This window comes from Mesorhizobium sp. AD1-1 (genome assembly GCF_020164655.1).
In the GTDB taxonomy this organism is placed as follows: domain Bacteria; phylum Pseudomonadota; class Alphaproteobacteria; order Rhizobiales; family Rhizobiaceae; genus Mesorhizobium; species Mesorhizobium ciceri.
In genome coordinates, this window is sequence record NZ_JAIUGP010000003.1 from 321,280 (window position 1) to 343,097 (window position 21,818).

Consider the following 21,818-nt stretch of genomic DNA (forward strand, 5'->3'; position numbering starts at 1 on the left):
GTGCATCGGGCAGTTCTTCCTTGAACCTTTTGCCCTCAAGTGCCAAATCTGGGGAGATCTTCACGTCGGCTCTCCTGCAGGGCCCTACCCGCTACACGGACAAAATGGTCACCTATCTCGACGCTGCCACGGCCCCGCTCAGAAATACCGGCCAGATCCGCCTCTATGGCGAGGACGGCTTTGCCGGCATGCGCAAGGCATGCGATCTCACCGCGCGCTGCCTCGATGAGCTGGTGCCGATGGTCCAGCCCGGCGTCACCACCGAAGCAATAGACCGCTTCGTCTTCGAATTCGGCATGGACCACGGCGCGCTGCCGGCGACGCTCAACTATCGCGGCTACACGAAATCATCCTGCACCTCGATCAACCATGTCGTCTGCCATGGCATTCCCGACAACAAGCCGCTCAAGGATGGCGACATCGTCAACATCGACGTCACCTACATCCTCGACGGCTGGCACGGCGATTCTTCGCGCATGTATCCGGTCGGCACGATCAAGCGCGCCGCCGAGCGGCTGCTCGAAGTCACGCATGAATGCCTGATGCGCGGCATTGCGGCGGTCAGGCCGGGCGCCCGCACCGGCGCCATCGGCGCCGCCATCCAGACCTTTGCCGAAGGCGAGCGCTGCTCGGTGGTGCGCGACTTCTGCGGCCACGGCGTCGGCCAGTTGTTCCATGACGCGCCGAACATCCTGCATTACGGCAGCGCCAATGAAGGCGTCGAGATGCGGCCAGGCATGATCTTCACCATCGAGCCGATGATCAATCTGGGCAGGCCGCACGTGAAGGTTCTGTCGGATGGCTGGACCGCGGTAACGCGCGACCGTTCACTGTCGGCGCAGTACGAGCACACGATCGGCGTGACCGACACAGGGTGCGAGATTTTCACGCTGTCGCCCAAAAAGCTCGATCGCCCCGGCCTGCCGGCTTAGAGCGCACCTTACCCGGCGGGAGGCCGTCTATGCCGACTGCACATCCGCGGCATTCGGCAGGTCGATGGTAACGACCAGTCCGCTGGGCTGGTTATCCTCCAATTCGATCCTGCCGCCGTGCCCCTGGACGATGTCGGCAACGATCGAGAGGCCCAGACCGAAGCCATGCTTCGACGCAATGCCGCGCGACGCATCTTCCTTGAAGAATGGTTCGAAAACACGGGCACGTGCCGTCATCGGAATACCCGGCCCGTCGTCCCCTACCGTGATGCGCGCCGCCGTGCCGGTCGCCGTCAAGGCGACCGTGACATTGCCAGCGAATTTGACCCCGTTGTCGCAAAGATTGGCGATCGCACGCGCCAATGCATTGGGCTTGCACCAGCCCAGAAGCCGGTCCGGCCCGGAATATGAGACAGGAAATCCGACATCGGAGAATTCGGCGCAGACGGTTTGCAGAACGCTGGCAATATCGGCGCGCTGCAGCTTCTCCGTCGAAACATCGTTGCGCAGGTAGGTAAGGGTCTCGTCGATCAAGATTTCGATGTGCTGGACATCGGACAGGATTGCGGTTCGGATTGGGCCATCATCCATGCGCTCGGCGCGAAGCCGCAGCCGCGTCAAAGGCGTGCGCAGATCATGACTGACGCTGCGCAACATGCGCGTGCGGTTTTCGATCATCGTGCGGATACGCGTCCTCATCCTGTTCAGGGCGCGCGCCAACCCCACCATTTCAATGGAGCCGTGTTCGACGAAGAGCTGGTCGCCATTCTCAATCTCGGCCGAACCGACTGCCGCCGAGATGCGCTTCAACGGATCCGTCACGGCCCAAACCGCAAACAGCCAGATCAGCACGGGCAAGGCAACGAAAGCCATGAACCTGTAGAACGAGGCACGGACGAGGCCCGATGTCAGCCAGGAATCGGGCATGCCGAAATGGGCCAGGACGTCCTGCTGGTCGAGGTCGATGACAAACGCGTATCGGCCGCCGATCCTTATCCAGCGTCCCTCAACCGTCCCCCTGTCGATACGTAAAAGCCATTCGACACTTCGCCATTGCAGATAGGACTGGGGAATGCCGCGTATCCGGTCCTTGGGCAATATCTCGAAATCAAAGCCGGCCCGCTTTGCTGTCGCCAGAATTGCGCCACGCGCCTGCGCCGGCGTTTCTTGCAACAAGGCAGCAACAACGGCCGCACGCCCGGCGTTATCTTCCGCGGCGGGAAGATCGGCGTTCTCTATGAAACTCTCGACGACCGAACCGACGAACATGATCACGATCACCGCGATGAAAATGATTGCCACAAACTGCCCACGCACGGACTGTGGCAAGAAACGGCGGATGAAATCCCTCATGCTTCCTCCACCGTCGCGGTGAAGATGTAGCCTCCCAACCGAACGGTCCTCAAAAGCACCGGATCGCGCGCGTCCTTTTCGATCTTCCTGCGGATTCGACTGATATGGACATCGACGCTACGCTCGATCGGCCCCGCGAGCCCGGCATGGGTTACGCCCAGAAGTTCCTCACGAGAGAGAACCCGGCCTGCATTGCGACAAAACGCAAGCAACAGGTCGAATTCATGCGTCGTGGTCGTCACCCGCGCATTGTTGGGGTCATGCAATTGCCGGCGTATGGGATCAAGGCGCCAGCCGTTGAAACGAAGTACCTTCGACCAGTCCCGCTCGTCGGGATCATAGGCTGTACGGCGCAGCAGCGCCCGTATCCTGGCCGTCAGTTCACGCGCGCTGAACGGTTTCGTCACATAGTCGTCCGCGCCGATTTCCAGCCCGAAGATGCGGTCGATTTCCTCGCCGAGCGCGGTCAGCATCAGGATCGGAATGTTGGTTGCGGCACGAAGGCGGCGGCAGATGTTGAGACCGTTTTCGCCCGGCAACATGACATCGAGCACGATGAGATCGAATTTCTGGGTGCGAAGCGCGGCATTCATCTGGACGCCGCTCTCGGCAATTTCCACAGTCATGCCGTTGTCGGTGAGCGTGTCGCCCAGCATGCGCGCGATCTCCAGATCGTCTTCGACAATGAGGATGCGCGAACCTTGCCTTGCCGACCTGGATTCGGCGCTCAAATCGCTTTGGTGCCGTTGCTGTGCCATTCCGGAGCTTGTCCAGCTTGCATTTGGTGCCCTGGGTAGGCATCAGAACCGATATCCGACGAGAAGCATCCCTGAAGGCTGGATCTTTTCGACGACGACGGGGCTGTCGGCAGCGTCACCCAAGAGAACGCCGACCCCCGCTTCGCCGCGCACCATCCAGTTCTCGTCGAGCATATATGTGGCGGAAACCGAAAAATCGGCGCGCTTCAAACCGGCGCCGGCATCATAGCGCGCCAGCCCCGAGCGAGCCGATTGCTCGGGCGTGACACCAAAATAGGCCTGCATGTAATTTTCGTCGGCGAACACGGCGGACGCGCTGGCGCCGATCATCAACGATTGAGACAGAGGCCGGGTCACCTCGATCCCCATCCTGCCCTCCAGGCCATCGCTGCCGCCGATGGTCTTGTCCAGCTGCGCGAATATTTCGGCCGGACCGAACTTCGCCGCTGCCTTCACGCCGACCGTCGCGCCCATGTCGACATCCCCCAAGCCGCGCAGATGGTCGGAGTCGTCTTCCTTGCGGCCCATCTCATAGCCAAGCCGCGCGCTGAAGGCGAACGGTCCTTGTTCATAAACGGCGATGTTGGCACCTGTCGGATCGATCGTCACCGTGTCGAGGAACGTCGCCGTGACGAAAGGCACCGGCATGATCTTGAACTCATTGCTGCCCTCGTATTTGGGGACGATGATGGCGCCGCCGCCGAGCACGACGTGCCAGTCGGACAGTTTCTGTTCGAAGCGCCCGAAACGGGAAGGCTCGGGCGGCAGGGTAAAATCGTCGGAATTCACCGCAATGGCGTCTGCCGCCAGCGCGCCGTCCGAATGGGCTGAAAGCAGGATTGCCATGACCGCAAGAGATGCCCGGCCGGCAAATAGTCCAGAGTCAATTTTGGCGAACATGCGTGCTCCAGTATAGCGAGGCAAAGAGCCTCCGGTGGCGTCACCATGTCAGGTGAAAGTGGCCGCATGCGTTAAGTGATGTTAAGTTTTGTTGCGCAATCGTGGTTTCATCTTGCCGTATAGGGAGGCCATAGGCTGACAGCGGGCTGCCACGATCTGCCGTGGATCGTCTCGCGATCGGAGAACGGAACTGTTTCAATCCAGGCCAGAACAGCTCTAATGTCTGTGCCGGAGCAATGTGGGCGGGGTATGGGGAACACAAGCGACGATGACGAGCGGAGTTTCTTCTCCGAAGCGCCGATGCGGCCTGCTGCGAAAGCCAAGGCGACGCTCGACGAAAAGCCGCATTACCTCGGCCATCGCGACCGCTTGCGCGAGCGCTTTGCCCTGGCGGGTCCGGACGCCCTGCCCGATTACGAACTTCTGGAACTTCTGCTCTTTCGCCTGATCCCTCGTGCCGACACCAAACCGGCGGCCAAGGCGCTGCTGGCACGCTTCGGCACGCTGGCCGAAGTGCTTGGCGCCCCGGTGGGCCTGCTGCAGGAGGTCAAGGGCATCGGCCCTGCGGTGGCACTCGACCTGAAAATCCTCGCCGCAACGGCGCAGCGCATGGCACGCGGCGAGGTCCACGGCCGCGAGATCCTCTCGTCCTGGCAGCAGCTCCTCGACTATTGCCGCTCAGCAATGGCCTTCGAGGCGCGCGAGCAGTTCCGCATCCTGTTCCTCGACAAGAAGAACGCGCTGATCGCCGACGAGGTGCAGCAGACGGGTACTGTCGACCACACGCCTGTCTACCCGCGAGAAGTGATCAAGCGGGCGCTCGAACTCTCGGCGACTGCCATTATCCTGGTCCACAATCATCCCACTCGGCCCTTTTCAATCACGCACAATCACGCTTTAGCACATTGATACATATCGCTTTTTCGACTTGTCGCAGAGTCGGATATCGTGGCATATTGGGGTCGGTTTTAGGGGGATCGAAGGCCCGTTTGGACCCAACCACAGACCCCTACTACCCGTCAGCCGATCCCACTCGAAAGCCTACGGGAGACCCCAGTGCCAAGCCTTACCGATGGAGAGATTCGCCGCGCTTTGAAGCAGGTCGAGGAGACCGGAAAGCAGCAGAACCTTGTCGATGGCGAGGGTCATGGAACCGGCCGCCTCGTTCTAGTGATAAAGCCAATGCCGACCCGCATAACGGCGGACTGGATGGCCCAGCAGTGGCGAGACCAAAAGCGTGTCAAGAAAAAGCTCGGGTCGTATCCGTCAATGAGCCTCAGCCAGGCTCGCGAGATTTTCAGACGCGACTTCGCCGACATGATCCAAAAGGGACGCAGCATCAAGATAGCCGGCGATACGCGACCCGGCACGGTCGCCGATCTGTTTGAGGCTTACGTCGCGTCGCTCAAGGCAGATGGAAAACCGTCCTGGAAGGAGGCCGAAAAGGGATTGAACAAGATCGCCGATTCGCTCGGTCGCAACCGCCCCGCCCGTGACATCGAGCCCGATGAGATCAGGGACATCATTCGACCGATCTATCAGCGAGGCAAACGGTCCATGGCCGATCATGTTCGCAGCTATATTCGATCGGCCTACAGTTGGGGGCTAAAATCCGAGCACGACTACCGCTCGACCTCTGTCCGTCGCTTTCGTCTCATCTACAATCCGGCTGCTGGTATTCCGACAGAACCAAAAAACGTTGGAACGCGTTGGTTGGACGAAGAGGAATTTGTCCGTCTCTATCGCTGGCTCGAATATCCCGATGCGCCGGTACATCCCCCTTACACGCGTGCAGTAAGAATTCTTATGCTGACCGGCCAACGCGTCGAGGAGATTGCTCGGCTACACGTCGATCAATGGGATGCCGCTGAGTGCATCATCGACTGGTCCAAGACCAAGAATGGAAAGCCTCACGCCATCCCCGTGCCCAAGATCGCGGCCGAGCTTATCGGGTCGATCAAGCCGAATGAATTTGGTTGGTTTTTCCCATCCGCAACCGACCCGTCCAAGCCTGTCAGTCATGGAACGCTCTATTCGTTCATGTGGCGACAGCGCGATCGCGAGGTCATTCCCGTCGTGACAAACCGCGATCTCCGGCGAACCTGGAAGACGCTTGCCGGCAAGGCAGGTCTCTCGAAAGAGATCCGAGACCGATTGCAGAACCACACTCTGCAGGACGTCAGTTCCAAGAGCTACGATCGCTGGAATTACATGCCGGAAAAGCGTGCTGCCATGGCCCGGTGGGACAAGTTTGTCCGCGAGCTCGTGACGAAGAAGAAGCGTAAAGTCACCCTTAAAGAAGCTGCATGAGCTAGCGACTTCTTTTTTGGCGTTTGAGACGGGACAGGGCCGACTTGATTTCTAAAATTCAGCCGGTTTGTCAGCCGGGTTTGGAAGAACTGATGTTTCCGCGAAAGATTTCGCAGTTTGGCGTATATGTTCCGCAGCCTGTTCCGCCTCGACTGAGTCTACGAGTTGGGCTGCTTGCTGTAGATGCCTCGTTATATCAGCGCGAGTGGCGAAGCGGTCCAACTCGCACGGCTGCAAATCGCCCGCGATAGCTTTCAGATCGCGCAATACGGAAGCGATGTGTGGCCAAGGGAAATCGGTCGGATCGCCGATGTCACGGTCCGCTCCGACGATCACCTCCAACTTGGCTAAGATGCCAGCTAACGACAGAGCTGGAACCTCTGGAAGCGCATCTTGAAGTTTAAGCGCTTCGGTCATCGCTAAGACTTCGGCCTCCCGAGCAACAGCGTACTGAACGCCGTCCGGCGCGATCACTGGCATGGGCTGCTTTTTCATTTCGCCTCTGGTCAATGCCTGAATTCCGGTATTGCAGATAATTCTCGTCTCCAACCGCTGCTGGACCCTGCAGAGCACCAGAGATGTGTGTTGGGCACGATGCCATGCGGCCCACAGGGCGAGTGCTGGGTCATGTTTCATTGCTGCTGATTGCGCCATCTTGGATTCCTCCAATTCGACATGGCTGGGTCGTATCTGAATTTAAGATAACTGGAAATCAGATATAATTGAAGCCCTCATCTGGAACTGGATGAGGCCGGTGGTGAAAACGCTCGGAACGCTGCGCCACAAGTCATTGATCACGATGCTGATTGCAAAGCGTGAGGCTAGCGGGCTGACACAGACCGAGCTCGCCGAAAAGCTCGGCGAATATCAGTCGTTTGTCGCTCGACTCGAAAGCGGCCAACGCCGCGTCGACGTAGTCGAATTCATCGATCTGGCGAAAATCCTGGGGTTCGACCCTTCTTCAGCCATCAAGAGATTGGCAGCAGAACCAGACTGAATTTAGCTGAGACCGTCCCAACCGCTCGCGAGCGCGCCACACAACAGCGCCGTAGCGAGCGAGCGGCGGCTTTGCGCCTTTTGTCGGTCTTAGAGTCAGCCGTTACCTCTGCCCTAAAGCAGACACCACATGGCTTTCTGCGTAATGGCGTCTGTGCGCCAGAAGCGGTCGTTGACTGGGTTTGCTCACGACGAGCGATAAGGACTGGTAGAGGTCCCCGCACGGAAAGCGACCGCTGATCCAAGCAGAACGGGATCGCCTCTTGTTCTGCTTCGTCTAAGTATATGAGTGTGATGACGTGTATTTCATCGGATTTTCGGTACTATTAGGCATTTCTGCTCGCTTCATTGCATCCAGAAGTCACGGCAGGGGGACACAAATGATGGGTATTAAAGACTGGTGCAAAACCACAAGCACAAAGGTGGGCGCGCATGATCTCACTGTCCTGGAGCTCGACGCAGGACGGTTTGAGGAAGCCGGTGACGCCGTCGCCAAGGCCGTGCCTTCCCACTACGCATCGGACGACCGTGTCGCGGGAATCCTCAAGCGGCTGGGCAAGAAGGCGGCCGCGAAATTCGTCAAAGAGAAGCTTCCCGACTCGAAAAAGATACGCTCAGGCGACCTCGGCGAAATCCTTGGCTCGACCTATGTCAACGAAACGACTTCCTACGACACCGGCGTCAACAAGCTGCGCTGGAAAGATCATCGCGAGATGGCGATGCGTGGTGACGATTTAATTGCATTCGAGCCTGTGGACGGACCGGACAAGATCCGGTTTCTCAAGGGAGAGGTAAAAAGCGCGAAGACGATGACGGGGGCGATCCTCGGGAAGGCCCGCACCGCGCTCAAGAAATCCTATTCACGTCCTTCCCCGCACGCGTTGCAGTTCATTGCTGACCGTCTTCACGATGAGGGTGAAGATGTTTTGGCAGATCTTATCGATGATGCTGTTTTGCTCGACCGCATGAAGCTCTCGCAGGTCTCCCACATGATCTTCACGTTCTCAGGCAATGACGCCTCAGCGCTGCTGTCGGCAAACGTGAAAGCCTACACCGGGAAGGTTGCACAAAGCGTCGTGGGTCTGCGCATCAAGGAACACCAGGAGTTCATCGCGTCGGTTTACGGGAAGGTCGTGAAAAATGCCGACGGGAAATGAAGCGATCGAAGCCCGCGTGCGCACGGCAACCGAGGCGGGTTTCCGTGGGCAGCTGCTTGCGCGTGGCCAGTCGCGGGCGCTGATCTGGCGTGACGGGCAGCTCCCGCCGGATGCGCCCAATTTTTCCCCGCAGCTGTCCTACGATGTGCTCTCATACGGATACGGCCTTCTCGACATGGGCCTGCGGCTTCTGGACGGTGATGGCGATACTGCCGTCGCGCGGAGCGCGTTCGAGCAAAGCGCCGAGGCCCTGGAATCCCTTGTGGTGCACGGTCCGGACACGCCTGATCGTGACTTCCACCGCTTTGTTGCCGCGGCCGCCTACCATCTGGGACGCTTTTCAGCGCGCGCCTATTCCACACTGCGCGCCAGCATTGATGAAGCCAACCTTTCACGCGCGGAGCGCTGTGTTGCCCTTCTCATGCTGCGGGACCTCGACCGCGCACAGCAGGACATTCTCGACTGGCACCGTGACGGACTGGCCGATGATGGCCGTCTCGTTGAGATGCTGGCGTCCGATACGGCTGTCGGACGGACAAAGGAAACCCCGGATGACGATGACGGCGAAGACGATGATGTCACTGTCGATGTCGTCGATCTGGCGCTGACCGACAATCTACTTAGCGCCCTTGCAACAGCATTCCTGGCGCTAGAGAGGGGCGATGCCGGACTGATGCAGGAGGCGGTCGCGCGTGTTGACCTCGGCCGCGAGGAGGCGGGCGAGATGAACATGGTGCCGCAGTGGTGGTGCCATCGTCTTACTGCGCATCTGCTGCGTGACCTTTGGGACAGCAGCCTTCATGAGCGTCTCCCGCTGTCGCCGAATACCCTTGGGGGTTCCGAGGAATGGGCGGAGCTGCGGCGGCTGTTCATCGGCTCGGCTTTCAGACGGTCGCGTGCCGAAATCGAACTGTGGCCCTCGCAGCTCGAGGCTGTCGATCAGGCGGTCAACGGCAGCGGCAACATGGTCGTATCGCTTCCAACGAGTGCCGGCAAAACGCGTGTCGCAGAACTCTGCATTCTTCGCGCCCTTGCGAAAGGTCAGCGGATTTTCTTCGTAACGCCATTACGTGCGCTTTCGGCACAGACGGAAGTATCGCTGCAGAAGACACTGTCTCCGTTAGGCAAGACCGTTTCCAGTCTCTACGGCAGCATAGGCGTATCAGAAACCGACACCGAATTTTTCGGGGACCGCGATGTGATCGTAGCGACACCGGAAAAGCTCGATTTTGCACTCCGGAATGACCCGTCGCTGCTGGATGATGTCGGCCTTGTCGTGCTCGATGAAGGCCACATGATTGGTCTTGGCGAGCGCGAAATCCGCTACGAGGTCCAGATCCAGCGACTGCTTCGTCGTGACGATGCCAAAGATAGGCGGATCGTGTGTCTTTCTGCCGTGCTGCCTGACGGCGATCAACTGGATGACTTCTGCGACTGGCTTACCAATGATGCCGCCGATGGCCTCGTTCGCAAAAACTGGCGTCCGACGCGCCTGCGCTACGGGGAGGTGCTCTGGCGCAAAACGCATGCCCGTCTTAACGCGCGCGTTGGCAACGAAGCGCCCTGGGTGGAGAACTACATCACCGGGTTTATCCCGAAAGGTCGAAAAACTCAGTTTCCCCGCGATCAGCGCGAGCTCTGTCTCGCAACAGCATGGCGGCTCGTCGAAGACGGTCAGACGGCTCTGATCTTTTGTCCGCTGCGCAAATCGGTGCAGCCGTTTGCAGAGGCGATCGTGAAGCTGCACAGGCAGGGCGGACTCAAGTCTGTCTTCAAGGGCGACGAGACCGTCCTCTCAACGGCCCTCGCGATCGGCGCGGAGTGGCTGGGTGCTGATCACGCGCTGCTTAAATGCCTCAAGCTGGGCGTTGCCATCCATCACGGAGCTCTACCCACGCCTTACCGGAAGGAAGTCGAACGCCTCCTGAGAGAGGGAATCCTGCCGGTGACGATCTCGTCGCCCACGCTTGCGCAGGGTCTCAATCTGTCGGCTTCGGCTGTGATCTTTCATGGTCTCGAGCGGAACCGGAAAGACCTCACGTCGTCCGAGTTCAGGAACATCGTCGGCCGCGCCGGCCGGGCCTATGTCGACGTCGAGGGTCTGGTGCTCTGTCCATTGTTCGACAAGCAAACCAGTGGGAAGGCAAAGTGGGATGCGCTTCTGGCCAACCAGGCCGGCCATGAAATGGAAAGCGGGCTCCTTCGTCTGACGGCAACCCTGCTCCGGCGCATTTCGCTGAAGATTGGGGACCAGACGGTCAAGGGCCTCACTGAGTACGCGCTCAATAATGCAGCCGCATGGGACTTTGCGAAACTGAAGACCGAAAGCGCAGCGGTCGCCGCTGAGGCACGCGCCGAATGGAACCGACATCTTGCGAGCCTTGATACGGCGATCCTCAGTCTCCTAAGTGATGGCGAGGTCGCCGATGCCGACCTTGCCAAGACTCTCGACGATGTCCTCGGTTCGTCGCTTTTCCAGCGCCGGCTTTCACGACTTAAACCAGGCCAGCACAAAGTCCATCAATCCATCCTTCTTGGACGAGCGCAGGTGATCTGGGGCAACTCCACACCGCTTCAGCGCAAAGGCTACTTCCTTTCTGGCGTGGGCTTCGCGACCGGCCGGGCCCTTGATGCGAACGCTGCACAGCTGAACGAGCTGCTGGTTGTCGCGAACGGAGCCATCCTGAACAAAGACGACGACGCCGCGATAGAGGCGATCATCAGCTTCGGAGAGATCGTCTTTGGCATCAGCCCATTCACACCAGACAACTTGCCGGGAAACTGGAAGGCCATCCTGGATGCATGGCTGCGAGGCAAGGCGCTAAAGTCGGTGGCCGCCAGTGATCAAGAAAGGGTCCTGCGGTTTGTCGAGCAGGGACTGGTCTATCATCTCCCCTGGGCCATGGAAGCCGTGCGGGTTCGTAGCATCGCCAATGGGGAGAAACTTGAGCCGACAGAAGGGCTGCCTGATATGACGCTGGCTGACCTCGACCTGGGTCGGGCGGTCGCTGCTGTCGAAACAGGATCGCTCGACGTCCGCGCGGCCCTGTTGATGCGCACTGGCTTCTCATCCCGGAGTGCCGCCATCAAAACTATCAGCGCCATGAAACCCGATTTCGACTCCACGCAGGGGCTGCGAGCCTGGCTTCGCGGAGCGGAAGTACGCAAGGCCACCTCCAATGCAAATTTCCCAACGCCTGAAACGCATCGCCTGTGGCTTGAATACCTTCAGGGATTTGTTCGCACGTCCAGGGCACGCTGGACTTCGGAAAGCGAAATCTGCGGCGTCTTCTGGAATGGGGATGAGCCACCGGTGGACACGCCTCTGCGCGTGATCGAAGACGTCGATGGCACTACGATCGTCACAACTGCGGAGTTCAGGACTCTGGGAACGATCAATCGCCCTCTCAACCCGGATCGCTGTGGACTGCTGACGGCCACCGCTGTGGGCAAGGGTCAGATCGCCGTCGAGTATCTCGGGCCTGATGGGTTGTGGGCGGAAGAATGAAGTGGTTTTTCGGATACGGCTCCCTGATGTGGGACGGGTGGGAGAAGGACTACGACTGCCGCGAACGCGTTGTGGCTAATCTGAACGGCTACGGCCGTGTCTTCAACAAGGCGTCGGTCAGGAACTGGGGCACGAAAGAACGTCCGGGTCCCACGCTCAACATTGCCAGGAACGACGGAGTCGTCTGCACGGGTATTGCGTTCGGCTTCGAGGATGGCGAAGCCGTTCAGGCTTACCTGAATGACCGTGAAGGCGGCTTTGAGTTCAGGACGGTCGATGTCACGTTGCAGGACGGGCGTGCGGTTAGTGCCACCACCTCGCTTTACCGCGGCAAGAACCTTCTTTCCGGGCATACGACTGCAGGCCTTGTGGCTATGACCCTTGGTGCAAAAGGCACGGATGGCCGGGCCGTTGAGTACGTTTTGGTTATAGAGCGGCAACTGAAAGAACTGGGTATAGCGGACGCGGCGGTCGAGCACTTTGCGCGAGCGGTCACAGCTGCAATCCAGGCGCCCACGTCCGTCGCACTAAAGTGACCTCGTCGTTTCACAACTCTAGTGGTTCGAAGTCGGCGACGTCGTCGCCCATGCAATGTCCGCTATGGGCTGGCCCCAGACCTTCGGCACTAGCTTTCAATTGTCCGCTTGCGTGCTGGGTACCCTACCAGCGGACCGTCGGCGGTCGGCCCCTTCCCAGTCATTGAACCTGCCCCAGAAAAGTGTTCAACATTGACAGCAACGTGCCATTCCATCGCCACTAGTCGCTGTTTTTTCGTGATGCGCTGGTGTGCCATGAGACTGGATCGTCAATCCATCGATTGACATCGGATTCCCGCCAGCCCGCCCCGTTGATGCTTATCTTGATCTGAGCGGGGAACGTGCCTTCGGCGATCTTGCGATAGATGGTTGAACGGGACAGGCCGGTCCTGGCGATGACGGTTTTGAGGCGAATGATACGATCCGGCTCGGGCATAGCTTGCCTGCTTCTCAGTGGCTGTTGCTGGTATCTATTGGGACAGACAGGACGGACCGAGTGCTGGAGGCAATCAGGTTTGTCGCTTCAGCCGCCTGCGGAGTGGAAACGGCGGCAAATCGGCATGACTTAAATCCCAATGCCCTGCCCCTTTCCGATGCCATGGCTTAGGGCGAGTTCCGCGCCCAGGCGACGACCCGAATCCACGTTGATCCCAAGGTCGCGCTTGCGGTTTGCTAGCAGGGATTCAAGCTGCGGATCGCGTTCGAGGCTCTTGGCCATATCGGACATGGCCGAGCGCGTTGACTTGTAGCCGGACATGTCGCCGGCCTGATATTGCTCCCGTCCCGTCTGATCGAGCTTTTGCCAACGTTCCACGAAACGGTCGGCGCGGCGGCCGGGATCGAGGTCCATCCCGGTGCGAATTTCCGTTTCAAGCTGGAGAGCAAGCACGACGCGGCTGACGCGGCCGGCGCCCGCTTCGCGGACAAGGTCGGGATTTTTCACATAGGCCGCTTCGGCATCGCGCCAGCCATGCGGCCGCGCCTTCTCGAAAGCGCTACGGGCATCCCTCAACTCGCGCAGCTGCTCGGGAGTACCCAGCTCGTCCGCATTTCCAGTACTGAGGATCGCGTCGAGCGCTCGCGCGTGACGAACAAGCGCTTTTGTACGAGCACTGCGCAACGCCGCTTCCGCGTCCACCGGTACATTCGCGTCGCGCGGCACTTCCCTGGCAGAAGAATCCCGTTCCGGCGTTCGGCCTGCATCTCCGAGCCGCCCCCCAACATTCTCCCTTCCCGGTCCCCGCCCACGTTCCTGCATGGGCTCGGCGTCGGCGGGCAAGCGCAACCCGTCGAGCAGCCCGTCGATCCTGTCGCGAAGCTTCTCCGGAACGATGCGGCGCACGACCTCGACCACACGCTGTCGGAAAGTGATCCCGCGCCGCTCGGCATAGCTCTGCGCCGGATCGATCTGGTCGTAGTCCGACGCCATGTCCTTTGCTCGGTCGCGCGACAGCGTCCGGACAAGCCGTTCGCGGACCGCGAAGTCATCGCTGCCGTAATGCAGTTCCATCCCATCCCGATGTCGCGACAGGGACACGTAGCTGCTGTGCGCATCCATGCCTGGCGTCGCCAGCACATGCGTGCGGTCGACCGTCATGCCCTGCGCCTTGTGGATAGTCGCGGCATAGCCGTGGTCGATGTGGGCACAGTCCTTCAGGTCAAAGCGCACAGACCTGCCGTCGTCGGTTTGAACCGTCATCGTCTGGACGCTGACCTCTTCGATCACACCGAGCGTGCCGTTCTTGACGCCAAGCGACCGCTCGTTGCGCAGGAACATGACCCGGTCGCCGCGGGCAAAATTCCTTGCACCGCGTTCGACATTCAGCTGAACCTCGTCGCCGAGATCTCCCGCAGTGCGCATGCGCTCGCGCGCTGCCTGGTTGAGCGCCCGCACCTCGTCGTTTGTGTGGGTGAGAATGATCCGGCTTGCCTCTGGATGCGCCTGCCTGTCGCGATCCCAGCGCTCGACGAGATCGCTGCGCGCTTCGTCGCGCGTTGCAGCCTGATGCACCATGCCTTGCGCGGCGTAGGCGTCGATCGCGGCGCCAATCCTGCCGGTTGCCAGATCGCGCGTGGCATCGCGCTGCCAGTCCTCGCGCTGCCGGCGCACCTGACCGATTTCGACGCCGCCATGTCGCTCGTGGATAGAGCGGAATGCGGCGCCGGCTTCGATCGCCTGCAACTGCTGCGGATCGCCGACGAGGACGACTTTCGCGCCAACGTCCGCCGCATGGGAGAGCACGCGCTCCAACTGGCGCGTGCCGACCATGCCGGCCTCATCGATCACCAGGACATCGCGCGTTGTGAGCAGATCCCTGCCCTGTCCCCAGCCATGCTCCATACTGGCGATGGTGCGTGACGAGATACCTGAACCGCTCTCCAGAGTCTCGGCGGCAATGCCGGAGAGTGCTGCGCCCCGGACCTCGAAGCCCGTGGCTGCCCATGCCTGGCGCGCAACGCCCAGCATGGCGCTCTTGCCCGTTCCGGCAAAACCGACAACGACACCAAGACCGCGGCTATTCGTGATGTGATCCAGTGCATCGCTCTGCTCGCCTGACAGGACAAGCCCGCGTTGCGCAGCCTGCGCCAGCGCCGCCTCGCGATGTGCGTCACTTACCGCGTGGCGCTCGTCCAAATCGATACGCTCTGCCGCGCGGTGAAGGCGCTGTTCGGTCTCGATCATCTGCCGGGTGGTGAAGCGGTCTTCGCCGCGACCGTCCTTGCCGAGTTCGACCAGATCGGGTGCGTTGCTGATGGCGGCCATGACCACATTGAACTGCTCCATTCCGTCGCTGTGTCGATGCGCAAACTTTGCAATGTCTTTTCGAGTGAAGGTCGATTGCTGATGGGTGATGGCGTCGAGCGCGACGGATGGATCGGCAATGATGCGCGCGCCATTGTTGCGCGCGATCTCGCGGTGCAGTTCGGCGCGATCTGCTTCACTATCGCCAGCGTCTGGGCCACCACCCTCGATCCGTTGAGCCGGTGCACCAATCTGGGTTTGCGGCTCCAATGAAATGCCCTGCGCTTCCAGACTGCGATGATCGATGCGGGTGTCGATGTCGAGTTCGGCCAGGCGTTCATTGGCAAGCTCCGCCCACCGCTCGCGCCAGCGCTCGACCAGCTGGGTAGCATTCCAGTCTCGAACCTTGGCACCAAAACCATTCTCGTCCACCGACCGCATGGTGAGCATGACATGAGCATGCGGTTTGGGACTGCCATCCTCCGCCCTGTCCCAATGCACGTTTAGATCGGCGACCATGCCCTTGCTGACAAACTCGGCCTGAACAAAGTCGCGCGCCAACTCGATGCCTTGCGCCTGGCTGAGTTCACGCGGCAGGGCGAACTCGACCTCGCGGGCAAGCTGGGCGTCCTTGCGCACCTCGAACGCCTCGACATCGTTCCACAGCCGTTCGCGGTCGCGCCAGGCTTCGGGCGCATCCTGCGGCAGCATGACCTCGGAATGGACGACACCGCGTTTGGCGGAGAAGTCCTGAACACGATCGATCCGCTCGTCGCGCAGCCTCGAGGCGGAGCGGTAGGCCGCAGACGCCACAGCACTGCTCCCGGCCTTGCGGCCAATGACCTTGACGTGAAGATGATAGATCGCCATCGCGACCAGATCATTTGCACGTCAAAGCGCACGTCGGCACGACGTATAAGCGCGCCCTCCCTCGAAAAATTCTCGGGATGGACCAGCCCGTCCCGGGCTGTCTCGGCACACCCGAAGCCTTCCGGCGGCCCCTCGCCTATCATCGCCGCATCGACAATCGATGGAGACAGCCATGCGTAAACCACGTGACTTCGACGCCGAACTGAAGGCACTGGAAGACAAGGCGCGAGAACTCAAGACGCGAAAGGTCCAGCAGCTCGGCGAACTGGTGATCGCCACCGGCGCCGATCAACTCAGCACTGACGAACTGGCTGGTGCGCTGGTCGCAATAGCCGAGACGAAGGAAGCCGCAAAGCGTGAGGCATGGGCCAAGCGCGGAGTGATGTTTTTCGAGAGCGGATCCCGGCGAACTGATCCGGCGTCTAAGCGAAACCTGCGCGGCGCTCCAGCGCAATCGGGTAGCCAGCAATCGCCACCAAGCGGCACTGGCTCGGCATGACATGCGCACTTGGCAGGTCAAGCGCCGCAAGCGCACCCGACATCTGATCGAACTCGGCGGTCTTGTCGTCAAGGCGGGCATCGTCGAGCTGACCAACGATGATCGCGCCACCATCTACGGAGCGCTCCTCTGGATCGCCGACAAGCTGCAGAGCGATCAAGGTGAGCATGCGCGTGACCTATGGGCCGCGAAAGGATGGCAGGCGTTCGGTGGTGAACGGCGTGAGGAGAAGACGAGCCAGCGAACTTAGCCCCAGTTGGCGCGAGCAGCGGCCGGTACGAAGCCCAACAGCAGACTTCCGCCGGTGCGCCAGCGCCGACGCCGCAGTCAAGCGGTTGCGCAGGAGGCCTTCGCGATTGTCGCTACCGGCGACAATCTTCTCTCGCGCGCCTTGATCCAGATGATGAAGGGCGCAAGGCTCGAGTTGGCAAAGCTCGTCAAAGCAGGCGCTGCCGTATAAGCAAACTTCAAATGCCAGATCGTGTTGCCCTCGAAACCTTGCACACCCCACACACGCGATCATGCACACTGCGCGTTGATAGAAACTCTGTAGCCAGGGCGCGAGCCAGCGGCATTGCTCTGCACAGCTGGAACGGGCGGAAAAGTGAAGGAAGCTCCTCGCTTTAGATGAGATAGGCAAAGGCATCCCAGCCGATTGGACGACAAGAGCGAAATTCTACTCTTGTCATGTTGCGCAAGAGAGGTGGATTTTACGAAGAAATGTACTATTTGCGCTGTGGGCAGGGCAGAAAACTCAAACGTCGCTCAATTCATCCGATACAAACAAGGGAAATTATATGACCACTGCTCTCGCAGCAAGGCAACAAACTGGATACTGTGTCTATAACGGCTGACATTGTCGCGGCCTATGTATCGAACAATCCAGTACCGGTTGGCGAGTTGCCGAAACTAATCGGCGACATTCATGCCGCCCTGAATGGCATCGGCACGCCGGCGATAGAACCTGTGGTAAAACAACAGCCGGCGGTTTCGATCAAGAAATCGGTAACGCCCGACTTCATCAGCTGTCTGGAAGACGGAAAGAAATTCAAATCGCTCAAGCGGCATCTTCAGCACTTTAACCTGACCCCCGACGAATACCGGCAGAAGTGGAACCTGCCGGCCGATTACCCGATGGTGGCGCCGAACTACGCGGCTACCCGGTCGGCTCTGGCGAAATCAATAGGGCTCGGGCGCAAGGCGGCGACGCCCACGTCTGCCGCGGCGGAAAAACGCAAACCGGCCGTGCGGGCGGCGGCAGCGAGAACCACTGCGGCGGCAATCAAGTCGCCGGTGAAGAAGGCGCGCAAGGCGCGGGCCAAAGCGTAACCTGCTGCATCTGACAGAGGCCTAGGCTGCGCCTGACCTGAACATGGCGAAGCCCCGCCTTGCGGTGGGGCTTCGTGTTGAGATGGATCATTCTGCGGTGCGGCGGGACCAGATGAGCGAGAAGTCGCCCTCGGTGTCGGTCTCGACCAGGCTCGCGTAGATCGGAGCGGGGAAGCTGGGATCGTCGAGCTTGACGGAGTGGTAGTCGCTGCCCTCGCGCGAGGTCTTCTTCCATGCCGCCCCGAACTCGGTGGCGCCAGCGAAGATGCGGAAGTCGGGACCCTTTTCATTTTCGCCATCGGCCGGAGAGAACGTTACCGTCTTGACGTTGAGATTGAGGGTCTTGACCGAGCCGGAGAAGCCGTTCGCGGTGCGGGAGAAAGTGCCGATCGTAGCCATGGTGATGTTCCTTCTTGTTTTCCCGGGCCGCGCCCATCGCGGCCTCGATGGTGGTCGTGAGACCGGAGACGATCGGTCCGCACCCCTGAAGGGGCTGAAACGAAGTGAAAGACGGCGACGCGAGGCTTTCTTGGATCGCGAGGAATGGACGCGCAGCGGACAGGGGAAGAAAACGCAGCGGCGTCGTTGCGGGAAGACGATCGAGACTGAGCGCAGCGAAGGCGGTCTTCGATCAGACCCAATCCATTCGAGGACGCCGTGGGCGTGGCCTGGAAAGAACACCCGGAAGAAACGCCACATTGGCTAAGATCAGTCACGGCCATTGTCGCTTGCGCCGCTGCGCTTCTCTATTTCGGTCAAAGACGCTTCCTCACACGCGAGGGCGGTGTTGGTCCTACTCCAACCGGTGAAGAAGGGACGTCCGATTTCCCTAATCTGGGCTGACCCGTCATCGAGTTCGGGCGGCTCCGAAGACGACCGATTGATTGCTGAACGCAGCGGGTTCTGAGACCGCCAATCCTTGTGACGATTTCCTGTCTCACGTCGATTTGATGCAAGTCTGATTTGAGATCGGAGGCGAGGATAGCTGCGTCACACCTGATCCTCCACCGCATGGCCGAGTGATCCCGCTGCGGTCACGCCTCCCGCACGGGTGAGGCATTGCTGGGAAAGGGTCGGCTCCACACCGGGCGAGGTGATGCGCTACGTGACTTTCGCGAGAGGAGTGGTGGAAATTCCCGGTTCGAGCGCAGGGCGCTGCCGTCGGCGAGCGCAGCGTTCGTCGTGTCCGGCTCGTGGGCTTCCGGCAGATGACGGTTGAATGATCTGCAGCCCGTTGTCACGCTGCTTTTTGCGTGTAAGGAGAAGTGGATGTTTCAGCACAAGCCTTGGGTAGGTCCCAATTACAGAGTTGGCATCTCTGGGGCCCGAGTCGCGATTGTCGGAAACTCACACTGGTCCGAAGACGACAGTGAGGATTCTACGATGTTTGTCATTTCCAAAATTCTGGATGGGACTTGGAAAAACATCGCTTTCTTCCGGCAGATAAAGGACTATTTCTCCTTTGCAGATGCTCTGGAATTTTGGAACCAAGTGATTTTTTTCAACTACGCGCCACGATCGATCGGTGGCGCTGACGATCGATATAATCAGATCCCCGGCGAGATGGTTGAAGAGGCGAAAGAGCGTTTCACCTCTATTTTGGTGAGGTATAAACCTGAGAACGTTTTTGTGTTCTCCAGCAAAATTCGCTGGGCCCTGCCTGAGATGCATCTTTCCATTCCCAACGTACCCTTAAAGAGCGCCAGGACCGGTCTGTTAACGTCGGGCGAGAGCCCGGCTCACATCTTTCTGTTGAGGCATACGCAAGGGGCAAACAAATGCGAAATGACCGATACGGTCAAGAAGCTGCTTGGTTCCAAGGAATAGCGCCTAGAGATGAAACCCGCCCTGAGAGATGGCAGGGGCTAAGAGGTGATGATCGGTCGGCGGACGGAACCTATGGCAGTCTTTCAAGACTCGTCGCATTCTATCAGCGCAATGGGTTGCCGGCAGACCTTTTTAAAACGCGGGGAACCTGAGGCGTGATGCACTCAATTTCAACATGAGAATAGTTTGACACCAACGTCCCCACGCACGTTAGAAGACATTGTAGAGGCGCTGCGGCCGAAACCAGGCACAACGCGAAAATGCACCGTACTACTCGGTGCTGGCTCTTCGATCAGCGCGAGGATTCCGTCGGCAGGTGCCGTGGTAGAGCATATAAGGACCACATATCCTGCCGCCTACGCGCGTGCGACCCCGAAAGACTATCCTGGCTGCATGGCAGCGCTTGACCGTGGGGTCCGGCGCGACCTTATTGGCGGATACATCGACAATGCGAAAATCAATTGGGCCCACCTCGCGCTCGCTCAACTTATTGATCACGACTTTGTCGATCGGGTACTTACCACCAATTTTGATCCTCTCGTTTCCCGGGCCTGCTCCCTTATAAATTCGTTCCCGGCGATTTATGACTTCGCCGCATCGCATCTTTTCAATCCCGACCAGGTGAGTGAAAAGTCGATATTCCATCTCCATGGTCAGCGTGATGGCTTTGTGCTTCTCAACACGCGTGAAGAGGTGAACAAACATCGCCGATATGTGAAACCTGTTTTCGAGGATGCGCACAAAGGCCGGATTTGGATTGTGGTCGGTTATAGTGGCGAGAACGATCCGGTTTTTGATCTTCTGGCCGATGTTAGGACGTTCGAGTATGGCCTCTATTGGGTAGGCTATGGAAAGACGCCACCGGCCCATGTCTCCAAACGGCTCCTCACCCCCGGACGCGGCACGCACTTTTTGGGCGACTGGGATGCCGATGATTTCTTCGTCACGCTGGCTCAAAAGCTCGGATGCTTTCCCCCGCGTTTCGTAACGCAGCCGTTTTCGCATTTAAAATCTATGTTTCAGATGCTGAAGGACTACAAAGCTCCGAGAAACGATCTGTACGACGAGCCTGGGCTCCGCGAAAGCCGGTTTGACGCCGCCGCCGTCATACGACCCCAGCTCGACGCGCTGATCGCCGGCCAAGAGCAGGCCCTATCTACCGAATACTATTTCCTCGCAGGCGAGCATGAGCGCGTTGCCGCGTTGTTCAAGGGCCGGCAGCTGGAGAAGCTGACCGAACGGGAACGGGACACTTACGGCTGGCCCCAAATGATTCTGGGCGATCGCGCCCACTCAGCGGCGAAAATCGACGATGATCGTGACCTTTATCGGAAAGCCGCTGAGCATTTCGCCATCGCAACGAAAATTCGGGTCACAGAAGCTGATGCCCTCTACAACTGGGGCAATGTCCTGTTCGACCTGTCTAGGGCAGTCCGAGATGGTGCACTGGAAGTGATGACTAGGGCGGCGGAAGCGCTGCTCCACCGCGCCGTCGTGAAATATCGGGCCGCACTGGTTATAGATCCTCAGTTTTCAGACGCCCACAACAATTTGGCGAATGCGCTGGCGGATCTGGCACGCGCAGAATATCCCCGCAACGACAATGGGATACTGAGAGAAGCATTTGGCCATTACGAAGCAGCGCTCCGACACACCCGGACGCCCGACGTCGTTCACAACAATTTTGCCAAGGCACTACATGATTTGGCGCGGATCACGGACGACCTCGCGCTGTTTAAGAAGTCGATGGGGCATTTCCAGGCTGCGGGAGCGGCTAATCCAAATTATTACAGCGTCTATCTGAGCTGGGGCCACGCGCTGGCCGATCTGGCCCGTAGAACCGGCGCCGCCAAGACCTATAAGGCGGCATTTGAGAAATACCGCCGGGCTGCGGAGATTGAGCCGACGGGTACAGCCACGCATCACAGCTGGTATTATACGATGCTGGAATTCGCCAAGAAATTGAAGGGAAAGGAAAAGGCGGCTTATCTGAAGCAGGCTGCGGCCGTGTCCGCGGAACAAAAGCGCCGGCGCCGCAATCGGGAGCGGCGCATTTCACGGTCCGAGGGAGCAAAGTAAGGAGAGGCAGATGCCGAAGGC

Annotated in this window: 19 protein-coding genes and 1 pseudogene; 12 read left to right on the plus strand and 8 right to left on the minus strand. The window is 59.5% G+C overall.

Annotated elements, in window-relative coordinates; all coding sequences use genetic code 11:
• The first annotated feature begins 104 nt into the window (after positions 1 to 104).
• Positions 105 to 932 carry a type I methionyl aminopeptidase gene (gene map, locus LB519_RS08195; protein WP_013532002.1) on the plus strand — a complete coding sequence of 276 codons (828 nt, stop codon included), beginning with the start codon at positions 105 to 107 and terminating at the stop codon, positions 930 to 932.
• Between the two features lie 27 nt (positions 933 to 959).
• Here the strand turns inward: map and LB519_RS08200 are convergent, their stop codons facing one another.
• The 3 genes from LB519_RS08200 to LB519_RS08210 are packed head-to-tail and all read right to left on the minus strand — an operon-like array spanning position 960 to position 3,943.
• Positions 960 to 2,285, minus strand: coding sequence for a sensor histidine kinase (locus LB519_RS08200; RefSeq protein WP_224619403.1), 1,326 nt, complete (start codon positions 2,283 to 2,285; stop codon positions 960 to 962).
• Positions 2,282 to 3,043 carry a response regulator gene (locus LB519_RS08205; RefSeq protein ID WP_063167867.1) on the minus strand — a complete coding sequence of 254 codons (762 nt, stop codon included), beginning with the start codon at positions 3,041 to 3,043 and terminating at the stop codon, positions 2,282 to 2,284. Before LB519_RS08205 ends, LB519_RS08200 begins: the two co-directional genes overlap by 4 nt.
• 42 nt (positions 3,044 to 3,085) lie before the next feature.
• The gene (locus tag LB519_RS08210) at positions 3,086 to 3,943 is read right to left on the minus strand and encodes a MipA/OmpV family protein (RefSeq protein WP_127365652.1); all 858 of its coding nucleotides are present in this window, start codon (positions 3,941 to 3,943) and stop codon (positions 3,086 to 3,088) included.
• A gap of 249 nt (positions 3,944 to 4,192) precedes the next feature.
• Between LB519_RS08210 and LB519_RS08215 the strand changes: the two genes are divergently transcribed.
• Both LB519_RS08215 and LB519_RS08220 read left to right on the plus strand, forming a co-directional pair.
• Positions 4,193 to 4,852, plus strand: a complete 660-nt coding sequence (locus LB519_RS08215; protein WP_224619404.1) for a RadC family protein — start codon at positions 4,193 to 4,195, stop codon at positions 4,850 to 4,852.
• Between the two features lie 147 nt (positions 4,853 to 4,999).
• Entirely contained in the window at positions 5,000 to 6,253 is a 1,254-nt protein-coding gene (locus LB519_RS08220) for a tyrosine-type recombinase/integrase (RefSeq protein WP_224619405.1), read from the plus strand.
• 51 nt (positions 6,254 to 6,304) lie between these two features.
• On the opposite strand, the gene LB519_RS08225 is transcribed toward LB519_RS08220, so the two are convergent.
• Complete coding sequence (locus LB519_RS08225) at positions 6,305 to 6,907, minus strand: hypothetical protein (protein WP_224619406.1); 603 nt, start codon at positions 6,905 to 6,907, stop codon at positions 6,305 to 6,307.
• 91 nt (positions 6,908 to 6,998) lie between these two features.
• Between LB519_RS08225 and LB519_RS08230 the strand changes: the two genes are divergently transcribed.
• From LB519_RS08230 to LB519_RS08245, 4 genes are all read left to right on the plus strand, one after another.
• Complete coding sequence (locus LB519_RS08230) at positions 6,999 to 7,250, plus strand: multiprotein-bridging factor 1 family protein (RefSeq protein ID WP_010909788.1); 252 nt, start codon at positions 6,999 to 7,001, stop codon at positions 7,248 to 7,250.
• A 379-nt stretch (positions 7,251 to 7,629) separates the two neighbouring features.
• Positions 7,630 to 8,406 (plus strand): Hachiman antiphage defense system protein HamA, encoded by a 777-nt coding sequence (locus LB519_RS08235; protein WP_224619407.1) that lies wholly within the window; start codon positions 7,630 to 7,632, stop codon positions 8,404 to 8,406.
• The gene (locus LB519_RS08240) at positions 8,390 to 11,914 is read left to right on the plus strand and encodes a DEAD/DEAH box helicase (protein ID WP_224619409.1); all 3,525 of its coding nucleotides are present in this window, start codon (positions 8,390 to 8,392) and stop codon (positions 11,912 to 11,914) included. The genes LB519_RS08235 and LB519_RS08240 overlap by 17 nt, the downstream gene beginning before the upstream one ends.
• Positions 11,911 to 12,450 (plus strand): gamma-glutamylcyclotransferase, encoded by a 540-nt coding sequence (locus tag LB519_RS08245; RefSeq protein ID WP_224619411.1) that lies wholly within the window; start codon positions 11,911 to 11,913, stop codon positions 12,448 to 12,450. The genes LB519_RS08240 and LB519_RS08245 overlap by 4 nt, the downstream gene beginning before the upstream one ends.
• Before the next feature lie 220 nt (positions 12,451 to 12,670).
• Here LB519_RS08245 and LB519_RS08250 read toward each other — a convergent pair whose 3' ends face one another.
• Positions 12,671 to 12,886 carry a helix-turn-helix transcriptional regulator gene (locus LB519_RS08250; protein WP_140555326.1) on the minus strand — a complete coding sequence of 72 codons (216 nt, stop codon included), beginning with the start codon at positions 12,884 to 12,886 and terminating at the stop codon, positions 12,671 to 12,673.
• Positions 12,887 to 13,015: 129 nt separating this feature from the next.
• On the minus strand, positions 13,016 to 16,063 hold the full coding sequence (gene traA, locus LB519_RS08255) for a Ti-type conjugative transfer relaxase TraA (protein WP_224619414.1): 3,048 nt from the start codon (positions 16,061 to 16,063) through the stop codon (positions 13,016 to 13,018).
• A 172-nt stretch (positions 16,064 to 16,235) separates the two neighbouring features.
• On the opposite strand from traA, the gene LB519_RS08260 reads away from it, so the two are divergent.
• Both LB519_RS08260 and LB519_RS08265 read left to right on the plus strand, forming a co-directional pair.
• On the plus strand, positions 16,236 to 16,562 hold the full coding sequence (locus LB519_RS08260; RefSeq protein WP_224619416.1) for a conjugal transfer protein TraD: 327 nt from the start codon (positions 16,236 to 16,238) through the stop codon (positions 16,560 to 16,562).
• Position 16,563: 1 nt separating this feature from the next.
• On the plus strand, positions 16,564 to 16,812 hold the full coding sequence (locus tag LB519_RS08265) for a conjugal transfer protein TraD (protein ID WP_224619418.1): 249 nt from the start codon (positions 16,564 to 16,566) through the stop codon (positions 16,810 to 16,812).
• A gap of 81 nt (positions 16,813 to 16,893) precedes the next feature.
• On the opposite strand, the pseudogene LB519_RS31400 reads toward LB519_RS08265, so the two are convergent.
• A pseudogene (locus tag LB519_RS31400) lies at positions 16,894 to 17,109 on the minus strand (DUF932 domain-containing protein); the annotation flags it as partial.
• 257 nt (positions 17,110 to 17,366) lie between these two features.
• On the opposite strand from LB519_RS31400, the gene LB519_RS08270 reads away from it, so the two are divergent.
• A complete protein-coding gene (locus LB519_RS08270) occupies positions 17,367 to 17,891 on the plus strand; it encodes a MucR family transcriptional regulator (protein WP_127366688.1) in 525 nt (174 codons plus the stop codon).
• 87 nt (positions 17,892 to 17,978) lie between these two features.
• On the opposite strand, the gene LB519_RS08275 is transcribed toward LB519_RS08270, so the two are convergent.
• Complete coding sequence (locus LB519_RS08275; RefSeq protein WP_127366687.1) at positions 17,979 to 18,290, minus strand: DUF736 domain-containing protein; 312 nt, start codon at positions 18,288 to 18,290, stop codon at positions 17,979 to 17,981.
• A gap of 984 nt (positions 18,291 to 19,274) precedes the next feature.
• Between LB519_RS08275 and LB519_RS08280 the strand changes: the two genes are divergently transcribed.
• Together LB519_RS08280 and LB519_RS08285 are read left to right on the plus strand one after the other, a co-directional pair.
• A complete protein-coding gene (locus LB519_RS08280) occupies positions 19,275 to 19,718 on the plus strand; it encodes a hypothetical protein (protein WP_127366686.1) in 444 nt (147 codons plus the stop codon).
• A gap of 393 nt (positions 19,719 to 20,111) precedes the next feature.
• Positions 20,112 to 21,797, plus strand: coding sequence for an SIR2 family protein (locus tag LB519_RS08285; RefSeq protein ID WP_127366685.1), 1,686 nt, complete (start codon positions 20,112 to 20,114; stop codon positions 21,795 to 21,797).
• Positions 21,798 to 21,818: the final 21 nt, after the last annotated feature.

Bases quoted from the DNA above. Each gene is read 5' to 3' on its own strand.
- map (WP_013532002.1), top strand. From the start codon at position 105: ATGGTCACCTATCTCGACGCTGCCACGGCCCCGCTCAGAAATACCGGC.
- LB519_RS08200 (WP_224619403.1), bottom strand. From the start codon at position 2,285: ATGAGGGATTTCATCCGCCGTTTCTTGCCACAGTCCGTGCGTGGGCAG.
- LB519_RS08205 (WP_063167867.1), bottom strand. From the start codon at position 3,043: ATGGCACAGCAACGGCACCAAAGCGATTTGAGCGCCGAATCCAGGTCG.
- LB519_RS08210 (WP_127365652.1), bottom strand. From the start codon at position 3,943: ATGTTCGCCAAAATTGACTCTGGACTATTTGCCGGCCGGGCATCTCTT.
- LB519_RS08215 (WP_224619404.1), top strand. From the start codon at position 4,193: ATGGGGAACACAAGCGACGATGACGAGCGGAGTTTCTTCTCCGAAGCG.
- LB519_RS08225 (WP_224619406.1), bottom strand. From the start codon at position 6,907: ATGGCGCAATCAGCAGCAATGAAACATGACCCAGCACTCGCCCTGTGG.
- LB519_RS08230 (WP_010909788.1), top strand. From the start codon at position 6,999: ATGAGGCCGGTGGTGAAAACGCTCGGAACGCTGCGCCACAAGTCATTG.
- LB519_RS08235 (WP_224619407.1), top strand. From the start codon at position 7,630: ATGATGGGTATTAAAGACTGGTGCAAAACCACAAGCACAAAGGTGGGC.
- LB519_RS08240 (WP_224619409.1), top strand. From the start codon at position 8,390: ATGCCGACGGGAAATGAAGCGATCGAAGCCCGCGTGCGCACGGCAACC.
- LB519_RS08245 (WP_224619411.1), top strand. From the start codon at position 11,911: ATGAAGTGGTTTTTCGGATACGGCTCCCTGATGTGGGACGGGTGGGAG.
- LB519_RS08250 (WP_140555326.1), bottom strand. From the start codon at position 12,886: ATGCCCGAGCCGGATCGTATCATTCGCCTCAAAACCGTCATCGCCAGG.
- traA (WP_224619414.1), bottom strand. From the start codon at position 16,063: ATGGCGATCTATCATCTTCACGTCAAGGTCATTGGCCGCAAGGCCGGG.
- LB519_RS08260 (WP_224619416.1), top strand. From the start codon at position 16,236: ATGCGTAAACCACGTGACTTCGACGCCGAACTGAAGGCACTGGAAGAC.
- LB519_RS08265 (WP_224619418.1), top strand. From the start codon at position 16,564: ATGCGCACTTGGCAGGTCAAGCGCCGCAAGCGCACCCGACATCTGATC.
- LB519_RS08275 (WP_127366687.1), bottom strand. From the start codon at position 18,290: ATGGCTACGATCGGCACTTTCTCCCGCACCGCGAACGGCTTCTCCGGC.
- LB519_RS08280 (WP_127366686.1), top strand. From the start codon at position 19,275: ATGTTTGTCATTTCCAAAATTCTGGATGGGACTTGGAAAAACATCGCT.
- LB519_RS08285 (WP_127366685.1), top strand. From the start codon at position 20,112: ATGGCAGCGCTTGACCGTGGGGTCCGGCGCGACCTTATTGGCGGATAC.